We start from the raw sequence: 12,459 nt of genomic DNA on the forward strand, positions 1-12,459 counted from the left end.
CAAATACCGCGCCAATCGTACAACGAAATTCTTATCCTGTCAATATATTTCTAATTTTTTCAAGCTTTTGTCTGGGTAATCAGCTTCCCGAAATTTTTGTTTACTTTCCGATAAATCAGTCGATTAGAGGGGTCAGGATGGTAAGTTTCGGCAAAATGAACACAGTTCTGAACGCCTTTCTCAAGACTTTCTATTTTTTCTAACGCTTTCATTGCCAACATAATAGCCCCCAAACACCCGCTTTCACCACTTTGGTTGACTTTTACCGCTATCCCAAAAATATCAGCCAGCAATTGCACCCAAAATTTGGATTGCGTAAATCCTCCATTGGCGTGGAGTATCTGGGTTTTAGAAAGTTGGTTATCAATGATTTGGCGCGTTTGATTCAAGTTGAGTACAATGCCTTCAATCGTGGCGCGCACCAGATGCGCTTGGGTATGTTGCCAACTTAAATTTCGATAGCTCCCTCGGGCATGGGCATCCCAAACGGGCGCTCTTTCTCCCAACAGGTAAGGCACAAAAAGTAAGTCTTCGGCCCCAGGAGGAGCATTTTCGGCCAAAGCAAGCAGCTCGCTCGGGTCTTTCAGTAAAAGGTGTTTTGAAAGCCACTCCAACACATTACCGCCGTTATTGGTCGGCCCGCCCGATACAAAATGGGTCTCGTCGAGCACGTACGTAAAAAGTCGTCTTTTCTCATCACGGGCTGGCGTAGCGGCCGTTTGACGGATGGCTCCGCTGGTACCGATGGTCAAGGTAGAAACACCTTTGGCCAAAGCCCCCGAGCCCAAATTGGCCAAACAAGCATCGCCCGCGCCAATGACAAAGGGAGTTCCGGAGCGCAATCCAAGTCTGCGGCAAAGCGAGGGATTCGTCAGTTTTTCGATATGGTACGTGGGCACCGCTTCCGACAATTGCGTGGCCTTGATACCCGTATAAGCCAATGCCATTTCACTCCATTTTAGGCGGCGGTTGTTCAAAAGCGACGTACCCGAAGCCATCGAATAGTCAATTTGAAACTTCCCAAAAAGGTTAAACCAAATGTATTCCTTTTGGGATACAAACCGTTGAATACGCTTAAAAAGTTGGGGCTGGGTTTGGCGAAACCAAACCATCTTCGTCAGGGGGGCGTACGGATGGGCAGGAATGCCCGTATGCGAATACAATTTGGGGAAAATATCGGCTTGTTTAAGGACGTCGGCTTGGGCTTCGCTGCGATTGTCTGCCCAAAGTACCGACCGCGTAAGACGATGATTGTGGGCATCCAGTGGAATGACGCTGTGCATGGCTGAGCACAAACTTATGGCCTCTACCGTGGCATTTTTGTGCCGCAACTGCTCCGTTACCTGCCGAAGTACATGGACAAAAAGTCGGTATATCTCGTCAGGATTTTGTTCAACAAAACGATTTCGGGGATGGTACGTCACGCAAGTTCCCGTGGCGTGGGCCACCACGCTCCCGTTTTCGTCAAAAGCCACGGCTTTGACATTGGTGGTGCCGATGTCTACTCCAATCCAAGTACTTTGCACAGAGGTAAGGTTTAGTAAATGGTAAAAAGCTCACTCCTCAATGGGGACATTTCGTTTGAAAGCGGCCCCGAAATCAATCAATGATTCGGTTTTCAGTACCCCCGGAATGTGGTCTATTTTCTCGTAAAGTACGCGCCGCATGTGCTCATTGCTGCGCGCCACAATCCGGATGTACAACGTATATTTACCCGTAATATAATAACACTCCGTCACTTCTGGAATTTGCTTGAGCGCTTCAATTATTTTTTCAGAATCGGAGTCTTCTTTGAGCATTATGCCCGTAAAAGCTCCCCACTCAAACCCCAATTTACGCTCGTCGAGCACGACGGTAGTACTTTTCAGAATACCAATGCGTTTGAGTTTTCCAACCCGCTGGTGCACCATTGTGTTAGAAATACCCAAGTCGTCGGCAATGGCCGAGTAGGCTTTACGCGCATCTCGTTCGAGTTGCTGTAAAATAAGTCGGTCGTATTCGTCTAAGGGCTCTTCCATGGGTTATAAATAATCGTTGCTTTTTGGAAGAAATACTCCTCCAAAAAGCAACGTTAACGACGATTATTTAGGGTCTAATGCCTTCGTGATGCGGAAAAGACAATCTTGAAGGTGGTATTTGGTCATTTTATCGGTAGTGGCAGGAATCGCCGCCTGAATCTCACCACGCAGCAGGGTCAAATGCGCCCGCACCATGGTCTGAATATCTCCTTTGCGCGGGTCGGCCGAAGGTGGCAAAACGGCACCGAATACTTTGGCCGTACCCGTTCCGCCAAACGACGGCACACTTGGCAAGTTCAACGTTGCAACCATCCGCTCTACAAAGATTTTTTGGAGGTTTCGGCGGTGGGTATCAGCAGCTTTACGCGTTTTGAGTTCGGACCAAATACCCGAACGAACATCAGTAAACAATTCGTCTAACGTATACGCACCCGTCGTTTTTTCGGTGGCTTCGATGATACGTTGCAGGCGGTCTGCCGCAAAGAGGCTTGTCAAAGTTGCTTCCTGAATTTTTGATACAAAATCTACGCCCATATCTGGACGAATACGGCGCATGATGTTGGCATCCAACAACCACGTTGGCGTGGTAAACAGTTGCTGGTTCAGAAACGTGACCGCGTCTTTCTGGAGTTTTTTAGGCGTAACCTCATAAATCACTCCTTCTTGGTCCATGGTTTTCGGCGTTTCGTAGATTCCCCCTACGTACTTGGTCACGTGGCCCAGATAACGACGGTATTGCGTCACCACTTCGTTGTAGCCTTCTTCGAGCATTTCGTAGTCTTCAGCTTCTTCGGAAGTCCATGTCACCAAGTTTGGCACGATGCGTTTCAGGTTTTTGATACCGTAATCACTGGAAAGCATCGCGTTATCGCCCACGTCTTCGTTTTGAGCGCGCGGGTCGTAAGGGTTGGTTTCGGTCAAAAACCACAAACGACGGTTCGGCAGGGCTTTTTCTTTGTACCATTTGTTCAAAACAACCTTGTCTTCTTCGGGCGTTTTGGTATCGTAAATAGGCTTGTAGGCCCATTCAATGGCCCAAATATCGTAATCACCTATGCGAGGGAAGAAATCTGTTACGCCGTCTTCGGGTTGGGCTACGTAGTTAAAACGGGCGTAATCCATGATGGAAGAAGTGTGTCCGTTTTTACTTGTAAACTCTTTATCACGCAGTTTTTCTACGGGCGTCGCGGTCGAAGCGCCGTAGTTGTGGCGCAGGCCAAGCGTATGTCCTACTTCGTGCGACGACACAAACCGAATCAATTGTCCCATCAACTCATCATCAAATTTATTTTTGCGGGCGCGTGGGTCAGCGGCGGCGGCTTGGGTCATGTACCATTTTTTCAGGAGTTTCATGACGTTGTGGTACCAACCGATGTGGCTTTCCAAGATTTCGCCCGTACGCGGGTCGTGAACGTTGGGTCCGTAGGCATTTTCAATATCGGAAGCAAAATAACGAATGGCTGAATTTCGGGCATCTTCTAAGCTGATGGTCGTGTCTTTTTCGTCCAATATCACACCCTGAATGGCGTTTTTCCAACCTGCTTTTTCAAACGCTACATTCCAGTCATCAACGCCCATTTTGAGGTATTTACGCCATTTTTCGGGCGTTGCAGAATCAATATAATAGATGATTGGCTTTTTAGGTTCAATCAATTCTCCCCGACGCTGACGCGCTTCGTCTTCTTTATTTTTGGGTTCCAAACGCCACCGCACCACAAACGTTTTGTCTTCCGTACGCTGCGAGTTTTCACCGTATACGCGGTAGCCGTTGGCAAAATAACCTACCCGAATGTCAAACAAACGCTGCTTCATCGGCACGGCAGGAAGCGCAATAAACGAAGTGTTCAACTCCATCGTGACAGCCCCCGCAATGGAAGAAGCGGGCAAATTGACCGAAGGTATCGGGCTCGGAACGGGCGAAGCAGGTGTAGGCATCGGCGGAATGGCTCCGTAGGTTTTTACCACTTTAATCTCTGTATTGAGCGGAAACGACTTGATGCTCTGAATGTAGGTACGGTCGGTCTGAATGGTGGTTAGTTTGTACGCCTGCTTCACCACGGGCGACATAGAAATTACGGCGTTTTCACCTTTGAAGAAATCTGTTACTTCAATCACCACTGAGGTATCTTTGCGAACAGCCTTGATGTCAAACGCCATCGCAATCGGGTCAACGTTGGAGTTGCGTACGGCCTTATAAATGGGCGAGTTAGCGTCTTCACTTACGTTAATATACGCCACAGCACGCATGAAAATTTTGTTTTCAGGCCCCTTCTCAAACCGCACTACTTGACGATTAAGAAGTTCACCGCCGTAGGCTGGCAAGCCCACCGAACCAGGCGTAGTACTCGACTGCGACAAGCGCGTTACGGCCATCATTTCTTTGCCCAACAGGGAATCAGGCAATTCAAAAAAGTATTTTTCATCAATTTTATGGACGATAAATAATCCCTTCGTGGTTTTGCTTTTGTCTGTGATTACTTCTTTGTAGGCTTTAGGGCCAGGCTTAGCTGGTGCGGGAGCCGCAGCGGGAGGCGGAGATGCAGGAGTAGTAGGTGTGGTGGGTGTGGTAGGTCTTCGGTCTTGCGCAATGGCCGTCAACGCCACAAAAGAAGACAGAAATGTCAGGTATTTAAGCATGGTTGTAGATTTGTTGATTGACGTTTTACTCGTCAGGTTTTTGGTAAGTGGTTTTTTGAAAATATTCAAGTGTCAAAACAAGAAAAAAAGCCGCAATGTTTTATGAAAATTGCTTTTAATTTTTACTGTTTTAAATAAATATGACCTATTTCTGATTGAAAATAAGTTATATTTTACTTTTGACAAATTTGAAAATTGTCAAAAATACAAAACCAATCGACTCCCATGACGGCAGAAATCACCCAATCAGACTATTTAATTGGCCTCGAAAAACGCTACGGAGCGCACAATTATAAACCTGTTCCAGTCGTGATTGAGCGCGGAGAAGGTATTTTTGTGTGGGACATCGACGGCAAACGGTATTTCGATTTTTTGTCGGCCTACAGCGCCGTCAATCAGGGGCATTGCCATCCGCGCATTGTGGAAGCCCTCGTGACCCAAGCCCAAAAACTCACGCTCACGTCGCGGGCGTTTTACAACTCAGTCCTCGGTGAATGTGAAAAATTCTTGTGCGACTATTTTGGTTACGATAAAGTCCTGATGATGAATTCAGGCGCAGAAGGCGGAGAAACTGCCCTCAAACTCACCCGCAAATGGGGGTATCTGGTCAAAGGCATTCCCCAAAACGAAGCCAAAACCGTGTATGCCGCTGGCAACTTTTGGGGGCGTACAATGGCCGCTATTTCATCCTCTACCGACTCCGACAGCACCGACGATTACGGTCCGTTTTTGCCAGGCTACATCATTATTCCGTACAATGATTTGGCGGCGTTGGAACAAACCTTTCAGGCTGACCCCAACATTGCGGGTTTTATGGTGGAGCCGATTCAGGGCGAAGCGGGCGTGGTAGTGCCCGACGAGGGCTATCTGCGTGGTGTGCGTGAACTTTGTACAAAATACAATGTACTTTTTATTGCCGATGAGGTACAAACGGGACTCGGCCGCACGGGGAAACGCCTCGCCTGCGACCACGAAGATGTAAAACCCGACATTTTAATTTTGGGAAAAGCGCTTTCGGGCGGTGTGTACCCAGTTTCTTGCGTACTGGCAAGCGACGAAATCATGTTGACCATCAAACCTGGCCAGCACGGCTCGACCTACGGCGGCAACCCACTCGCAGCTGCGGTGACAGTAGCGGCCCTCTCGGTACTTAAAGACGAGCATTTAGCCGAAAATGCCGAGCGATTAGGCGAAGTTTTCCGCGAAAGGATGCGAGAATTACAACATAAAACAGATTTGATTCAGGAAGTACGCGGCAAAGGTCTACTAAACGCGGTGGTTATCAATACTGACGAAGAAAGCCCGCTGGCGTGGCAAATCTGCCTTCGATTAAAAGAAAAAGGCCTACTCTGCAAGCAGACCCACGGCAACAAAATTCGTTTTGCACCTCCCCTCGTTATCACCGAAGCTCAACTCCACGAGGCATGTGACTTGATTGAAGAGGTAATTTTGAGTGTATAGGGAATCTACAACGTCGGCGAGGTTTGGCACCCACAGTGGAGCTGCTCGCCGACGTTCTTTTTTATTTCCGCAACCACTTATTAGTTTCCACAATCGGTAGCGGATATTTTTCTCCCAGTTGGACATTGTACTGGCTCTGCGCTTCGGGCGTCAACGTCCACACTTTATGAACCGACTCAGCCGGAACGGCAGCCAATTCGGGCAACCACGTTTTTACGTACGCCCCTTTACTATCGTATTTATTAGCCTGCGTTAGGATATTAAAATAACGGTTTTCGCGCGGGTCATTTCCCACCCCCGCCACATAATTCCAGTTCCCCCAATTGCTACACACATCGTAGTCAATCAGTTGGCTTTCAAAATAAGCCGCCCCCCACGTCCAATCGACCATTAAATCTTTGGCCAAAAAACTCGCCACATTTTGCCGTCCACGATTTGACATAAATCCCGTCCGTTTGAGTTCACGCATGTTGGCGTCGATAAATGGAACACCCGTTTGACCGTTAACCCATTTATCAAACAGCTCACGACGATGATTCCACCGCAATTCGAGATTGTATTGAATCCCTGAGGTTTTAAAAAGGCGAGTGCCGTACCTTAGGGCCACAAAGCGAAAATAATCGCGCCAAATTAACTCAAAAATGAGCCAGTAGGTCGACTCGTTCGCCCCATTTTTGGCTTCATACTTCTTTATTTCTTCATAAATCTGGCGGGGCGACAAACACCCCAAAGCCAGCCAAGGCGAAAATTTTGATGAGTAATCAGCCCCCAAAAGGCCATTCCGGGTTTCTTTGTAGGATTTTATCAGGCCAGTTTCCCACAGGTAATGATGAAGACGATGAAGAGCTTCCGTTTCTCCTCCTTTAAACGCCAACGCCGCCCGTTGGTCAATTTCGGGGAGCTGCGAAAACAAAATCAACTCGTAGATTTCAGGCATCTTACCAAACTCCAATCCTTCGGGGATACGCAGCGCCACGGGTTCATGAAAAATCGGACGAATCACGGATTGTCCTTCCACCGCTTTTCTGAAATCAGTAAACACCGTGGGCAAACGAGACACCCAAAAGGGTAAATCACGTGGGTGATAGAGCGTAGAGCCCCAAAAAACCTCAAAATCAATATTATCCACCTTGAGTTTTTTTGAAAGGGAGGTTTCTACGTCGGTTTCTTCCTGCGTTGCTTCTTTAGCGGTATAGATGGCCGTCACGTCCAAATCACGCGCAAATTCGCTAATGACTACTTCGGGTTTACCCATTCTGATGACCAGATTTGCACCTTTTTTGCGAAGGTTATCGCGAAGATTTTGGACTGATTCAAGCAAAAATTTCGCCCGAAAAGTACCTGTTTTAGGAATACCGAGCGGATCTATCTGTTCAAACTGACGCGTATCAAAAACGTACATCGGAATCACTTCGTCGGCGTCCTGAATGGCTTTCAAAAAGCCTTCGTTATCGTGCAGGCGCAAATCGTTTCGAAACCAATAAATAATGCGTTTGGGCATGGAGGTAAATGATATGTTATTTTCAATACGTCAAAACTACGCCTATCAGGGATAGATTTAACGAAAACACGAAGAGTTTTTTTTGAACAAGTACCAAATTTTATTTCTTAGCGTCCCCCCTTTTATCCAACCCTTTGAGCATTGAACAAAAGTAGTTTACTTTACAAAACCATCGGTTTATACCTTTTTGTTTATGCTATCACTTCAAAATATCCATCACGTCGCCATTATTTGTCGTGATTATACGCGTTCAAAACATTTTTACACCCAAATTCTCGGCCTAACGGTCATAGCTGAAACCTACCGCGAAGCACGCGATTCGTACAAATTAGATTTGGCCGTCAATGGCTTGTATCAGATTGAGCTGTTTTCGTTTCCGAATCCACCAGCGCGTCCATCACGGCCCGAAGCAGCGGGGTTGCGGCATTTGGCGTTTAGTGTATTGGATATTGACCAAACCCACGCCTATTTAGAACAAAAAAACGTGGCTTGTGAAGCCATTCGAGTGGATGAGCTGACCCAAAAGAAATTCTTTTTTATTGCCGACCCCGATGATTTACCGATTGAGTTTTACGAAATTTGAGCAATACCGCCCAGTTTCTTCGTAATTTTGTAGCATGAAAATCAAAACGTCCGTTTTCGTCAAAAGCTCGGCCAACAACGAGCAATGTCCCAAACCCGACCGTCCGGAGTATGCGTTCATTGGACGTTCTAACGTGGGCAAATCGTCGTTAATCAACGCCCTCACCGAACGACGCGACCTTGCCAAAACCTCCTCTAAGCCTGGTAAAACCCAAGTAATCAACCACTTTCTAATCAACGACTCTTGGTATCTGGTTGATTTGCCTGGGTATGGATACGCCAAGGTTTCCCAGACTGACCGCAAAATCTGGGGCGAAATGATTAATAATTATTTGTTCCAACGCGAAAATCTGATTTGTACCTTTGTCCTCATCGACAGCCGCATTGAACCCCAAAAAGTGGACTTGGAGTTCATGGAAAAACTCGGTAGCAATGGCGTACCTTTTGCCCTTATTTTTACTAAAACAGATAAATTAACTGCCACTCAACTGCAAAATCACCTGTCTGATTATAAAAAGAAGTTACTAGAAACTTGGGACGAACTACCGTTATTTTTTGTAACCTCATCGGTGTCGAAACAGGGACGCTTGGATGTTTTGAAACAAATTGATGAATGGAATCAGCTAAAAAAATGAACATAACTACCCTCACCGTCAACCCTGCCATCGACAAAAGTACGGTCATTGACCGTCTGATACCCGAACAAAAACTTCGGTGTGACCCTCCTCGTTTTGATGCAGGCGGCGGCGGCATCAATGTGTCCAAAGCCATCAGACGCCTGGGCGGTAAATCATTGGCCATCTTTACGGCGGGCGGTGCGTCGGGGCAATTGTTGGCAGATTTGGTAAAACAAGAGCAAATTGACGCCAAAATCATCGAAACCAACGAATGGACCCGGGAAAACTTCGTTGTTGCCGAAACATCTACCAACGCCCAATACCGCTTTGGAATGCCGGGGGCCGCACTCACGGAAGCCGAAACACAGGCAATTTTGGATGCTTTAGAACATTCTGGGGCTAACTATGTAGTAGCCAGCGGCAGTTTGCCACCTAAAATGGACGTCAATTTTTATGAAAAGGTAGCGGCTATTTCCAACAAAATCGGTGCTCGGCTCGTGCTCGACACGTCGGGTGAGCCGCTCCGTGCCGCGTGCGACGAAGGTGTGTTTTTGCTCAAACCCAATATCGGCGAACTTGAAGCGCTGGTCGGAACCACCAACCTCCAAATGGACGACGTAGATGATGCCGCCCGCACGCTCATCGGCGACGGCAAATGCGAAGTGGTCATTGTCTCAATGGGGCCCAAAGGGGCGATTTTAGTGACCAAAGACCTTTGCGAACACGTCCCCGCCCCACCCGTGCAGAAGCGCAGTACCGTCGGTGCAGGCGACAGCATGGTGGCGGGCATGACGTGGGCACTCACGCAAGGACTTTCGTATCCCGAAATGTTACGCTGGGGCGTGGCGTGCGGCTCGGCAGCAACCATGAACGAGGGCACCCAGCTTTTTTTGCGCGCCGATGTAGACCGGCTGTTGGAGTGGTTTAAACGATTTGGTAAATAAACCTCACCAATTGACATTTAGAATTTTGATTATTATTTGAAGGCTAACAAAATAAAAGTGAACGCCTACTTCCAACATATCAACGAAGGCATCCGCACCACCCTTGCGGGGATGAAGCTCACGCTCAAACACTTATGGGATGCGCGCAAGCGGCGCGGCAATCACAGTATCCGAGAAAATGACTACTTTCAGGAACAAACTGGAATGGTGACGCTTCAGTACCCATTTGAAACCATGCCCATCCCCGACAATGGCCGGTACCGTCTCCACAACGAGATGGATGACTGCATCGTTTGTGACAAATGCGCCAAAGTTTGCCCAGTAGATTGTATTGACATTGAGCCGATTAAGGCCACTGAGGAAGTAGGAAAAGCCTCTGACGGCTCGCCTATTCGTCTTTATGCGGCGGTATTTGACATCGACATGGCCAAGTGCTGTTACTGCGGACTTTGCACCACGGTTTGCCCTACGGAGTGCCTGACCATGACCAAAACGTTTGATTACAGCGAATTTGACGTGCGGGACATGAACTATCACTATTCGAATCTAACTCCCGAACTGGCCGCTGAGAAAAAGTCACTTTATGAACAATTCTTGCTCGAAAAAGAAGAGTTAAAAAAACAAAAAGCCACTCCCCTACCCGCTGAAGCACCTGCCCCCCCTGCAACCAAGCCCAAACCCGCTTTTGCCCCCAAAAAGCCCGTTCCTGAAAGTCCACAGGTAGAGGTGGAAAGTGCTGAAAACAGCGAAATAGCCCCCAAGCCGAAGCCCGTTTTTGCACCCAAAAAGCCCGTTATCGAAAGCTCAGCTTCGGCCGAAAACAGCGAAGTAGCGCCCAAGCCAAAACCCGTTTTTGCCCCTAAAAAGCCCGTTATCGAAAGCTCAACTTCGGCCGAAAACAGCGAAGTAGCGCCGAAACCAAAACCCGTTTTTAAACCAAAAAAACCTCTTGTTGACGATTCTACAGCTACCGCTGAAAATGCGGCGTCCACTGAAAACAGTGAGCCTATTGCTAGACCTAAACCTGTTTTTACGCCAAAAAAACCGGTTACTTCTACCGTAGAAAATCAGGAGCCTGCTATTGAAAAAGCTGCAAATAATGAACCAAAAGAAGAAGTCAGCGGTGCGCCCGAGGCAAAGCCAAAACCTGTTTTTAAGCCCAAAAAACCAGTAGTCGAGGGTTCACAGGCGCAGACCACCGTAGACAGTACACCAGCAAACGACGTTGCTCCCTCCAAACCTAAGCCCGTTTTTGTGCCGAAAAAACCTACGGCTCCATCTGCGGAAGAGAGCGTAGCGCCCGAAATTTCAGAATCAGAAGAAACCCCAGAAATTAAAAATATCGATTCAGACGGGATAAAACCCAAGCCTAAACCGATATTTAAGCCTACCATGAGGCCAAAAAAGGAAGAGTAAATTAAGCGCCGATAGTATCGGGAGGAGTTGGCGTATCGGTCGACTCAGCTTTTGGCTTACGAACGTAAGTTCTCTTGGCAGGAGCCGCTACAGTCTTTTTAACGGGTGCTTTTGGCTTAGGCGCTGGTTTCACTTCAACAGGGGCTTCAACCGCTTCAGGTGCCGACACCTCTTTTACTTCATGAGGCGTTTTTTTTGATGACTTATCTTTTTTGTCACCTTTATCCTTTTTTTCACTTTTTTTATCCTTATCAGACTTCTTGTCCTTATCGGCCTTCTTGTCCTTATCAGACTTCTTGTCTTTATCAGACTTCTTGTCCTTATCGGCTTTTTTATCTTTATCTGACTTCTTGCCTTTGTCTGCTTTTTTAGCAGCTTTTTCAGCGTCTTTTGCCAGTTTTTCGGCAGCTTTTTTTACTTTTTTTGCTGCGTCTTTTGCCTCTTCTTCTTTTGCTTTCGCCTCCTTTTTCTTAATTTTATCTAATTTCTTAGCCAGTTTTTCCGCGGCTTTCTTCACCGCTTTAGCTATCTTTTTAGAAACAGTTTCCCCTACAACGACGGCGGCAATTTTTTGGGCAATTTCGCTTGAGGCTTTTTTCTTTTCTGATTTCATGGGGATTTTGATATTGTGTTTTATTGTAAAGTAAAAAATCTACAAATACATAACTAAATTTCCGTTAAAACAAAAATTTCAGGTTATTTTTATGTTAAGATTTTAGCATTTTTGAGACATAATCCCACGCCACGATTCCAGCACTTACCGATACGTTGAGGGAGTGTTTGGTGCCAAATTGGGGAATTTCCAAACAAATATCGGCTTGGCTTACCACTTCTTCGTTTACCCCAAAAACCTCATTACCAAGCACAAATGCATATTTTTGGTTCAATTCGGGCATAAAATCCTGCAATTTTGTACTTCCTTCTGCTTGTTCTATCGCCACCACCTTGTAGCCTTCCGCCTTCAATCGTGCTACTAAGTCCAACACATCCAACACATGTTCCCACAGCACCGTATTATCTGCCCCCAGGGCCGTTTTAGTAATATCGCGGTGAGGAGGCGTTCCTGTCAATCCACAAAGATAGATTTTCTCCGCCCTGAAGGCATCGGAGGTTCGAAACACTGAGCCTACATTGTTTAAACTACGAATATCATCCAACACAAAGACAAAGGAATGTTTTGGAGCAAGCAGGTATTCATCGGCCGAAAGGCGATTAAGCTCTTCCATTGATACTTTACGCGGAGAAATCATTACAAATTTACAGATTAAAATAGACCTTTATGA

General features: G+C 46.9%; 11 protein-coding genes. 5 read left to right on the forward strand and 6 right to left on the reverse strand.

From position 1 onward, the window contains the following. Positions 1–59 precede the first annotated feature (59 nt). From GVN20_RS30040 to GVN20_RS20870, 3 genes are all read right to left on the reverse strand, one after another. Entirely contained in the window at positions 60–1,526 is a 1,467-nt protein-coding gene (locus GVN20_RS30040; protein ID WP_166560212.1) for a gluconokinase, read from the reverse strand. A 30-nt stretch (positions 1,527–1,556) separates the two neighbouring features. Continuing rightward, on the reverse strand, positions 1,557–2,018 hold the full coding sequence (locus tag GVN20_RS20865) for an Lrp/AsnC family transcriptional regulator (RefSeq protein WP_114069031.1): 462 nt from the start codon (positions 2,016–2,018) through the stop codon (positions 1,557–1,559). A gap of 63 nt (positions 2,019–2,081) precedes the next feature. Then, positions 2,082–4,655, reverse strand: a complete 2,574-nt coding sequence (locus GVN20_RS20870; protein ID WP_166560213.1) for a zinc-dependent metalloprotease — start codon at positions 4,653–4,655, stop codon at positions 2,082–2,084. Between the two features lie 225 nt (positions 4,656–4,880). On the opposite strand from GVN20_RS20870, the gene rocD reads away from it, so the two are divergent. Further along, on the forward strand, positions 4,881–6,116 hold the full coding sequence (rocD, locus tag GVN20_RS20875) for an ornithine--oxo-acid transaminase (protein ID WP_166560214.1): 1,236 nt from the start codon (positions 4,881–4,883) through the stop codon (positions 6,114–6,116). A 61-nt stretch (positions 6,117–6,177) separates the two neighbouring features. On the opposite strand, the gene GVN20_RS20880 is transcribed toward rocD, so the two are convergent. Beyond that, positions 6,178–7,617: a DASH family cryptochrome gene (locus GVN20_RS20880; RefSeq protein ID WP_166560215.1), complete on the reverse strand. Its 1,440-nt coding sequence runs from the start codon at positions 7,615–7,617 to the stop codon at positions 6,178–6,180. Positions 7,618–7,810: 193 nt separating this feature from the next. Here GVN20_RS20880 and GVN20_RS20885 point away from each other — a divergent pair, with 193 nt between their 5' ends. The 4 genes from GVN20_RS20885 to GVN20_RS20900 are packed head-to-tail and all read left to right on the forward strand — an operon-like array spanning position 7,811 to position 11,176. Then, positions 7,811–8,200 (forward strand): VOC family protein, encoded by a 390-nt coding sequence (locus tag GVN20_RS20885; RefSeq protein ID WP_166560216.1) that lies wholly within the window; start codon positions 7,811–7,813, stop codon positions 8,198–8,200. A 34-nt stretch (positions 8,201–8,234) separates the two neighbouring features. Beyond that, positions 8,235–8,834 (forward strand): ribosome biogenesis GTP-binding protein YihA/YsxC, encoded by a 600-nt coding sequence (yihA, locus tag GVN20_RS20890; RefSeq protein ID WP_166560217.1) that lies wholly within the window; start codon positions 8,235–8,237, stop codon positions 8,832–8,834. Further along, entirely contained in the window at positions 8,831–9,760 is a 930-nt protein-coding gene (locus tag GVN20_RS20895) for a 1-phosphofructokinase family hexose kinase (protein ID WP_166560259.1), read from the forward strand. The genes yihA and GVN20_RS20895 overlap by 4 nt, the downstream gene beginning before the upstream one ends. Before the next feature lie 57 nt (positions 9,761–9,817). Then, on the forward strand, positions 9,818–11,176 hold the full coding sequence (locus tag GVN20_RS20900) for a 4Fe-4S binding protein (RefSeq protein WP_310586839.1): 1,359 nt from the start codon (positions 9,818–9,820) through the stop codon (positions 11,174–11,176). A 1-nt stretch (position 11,177) separates the two neighbouring features. Here the strand turns inward: GVN20_RS20900 and GVN20_RS20905 are convergent, their stop codons facing one another. Together GVN20_RS20905 and GVN20_RS20910 are read right to left on the reverse strand one after the other, a co-directional pair. Continuing rightward, entirely contained in the window at positions 11,178–11,789 is a 612-nt protein-coding gene (locus GVN20_RS20905; RefSeq protein WP_166560218.1) for a hypothetical protein, read from the reverse strand. Positions 11,790–11,883: 94 nt separating this feature from the next. Beyond that, positions 11,884–12,426: an RNA methyltransferase gene (locus GVN20_RS20910; protein ID WP_166560219.1), complete on the reverse strand. Its 543-nt coding sequence runs from the start codon at positions 12,424–12,426 to the stop codon at positions 11,884–11,886. Positions 12,427–12,459: the final 33 nt, after the last annotated feature.

This window comes from Runella sp. CRIBMP (genome assembly GCF_009905605.1).
GTDB lineage: Bacteria > Bacteroidota > Bacteroidia > Cytophagales > Spirosomataceae > Runella.

What these genes read in the sequence shown, in the direction of transcription:
- GVN20_RS20865 (WP_114069031.1), bottom strand. Translation starts at nt 2,018, where the DNA reads ATGGAAGAGCCCTTAGACGAATACGACCGACTTATTTTACAGCAACTC.
- GVN20_RS20870 (WP_166560213.1), bottom strand. Translation starts at nt 4,655, where the DNA reads ATGCTTAAATACCTGACATTTCTGTCTTCTTTTGTGGCGTTGACGGCC.
- rocD (WP_166560214.1), top strand. Translation starts at nt 4,881, where the DNA reads ATGACGGCAGAAATCACCCAATCAGACTATTTAATTGGCCTCGAAAAA.
- GVN20_RS20880 (WP_166560215.1), bottom strand. Translation starts at nt 7,617, where the DNA reads ATGCCCAAACGCATTATTTATTGGTTTCGAAACGATTTGCGCCTGCAC.
- GVN20_RS20885 (WP_166560216.1), top strand. Translation starts at nt 7,811, where the DNA reads ATGCTATCACTTCAAAATATCCATCACGTCGCCATTATTTGTCGTGAT.
- yihA (WP_166560217.1), top strand. Translation starts at nt 8,235, where the DNA reads ATGAAAATCAAAACGTCCGTTTTCGTCAAAAGCTCGGCCAACAACGAG.
- GVN20_RS20895 (WP_166560259.1), top strand. Translation starts at nt 8,831, where the DNA reads ATGAACATAACTACCCTCACCGTCAACCCTGCCATCGACAAAAGTACG.
- GVN20_RS20905 (WP_166560218.1), bottom strand. Translation starts at nt 11,789, where the DNA reads ATGAAATCAGAAAAGAAAAAAGCCTCAAGCGAAATTGCCCAAAAAATT.
- GVN20_RS20910 (WP_166560219.1), bottom strand. Translation starts at nt 12,426, where the DNA reads ATGATTTCTCCGCGTAAAGTATCAATGGAAGAGCTTAATCGCCTTTCG.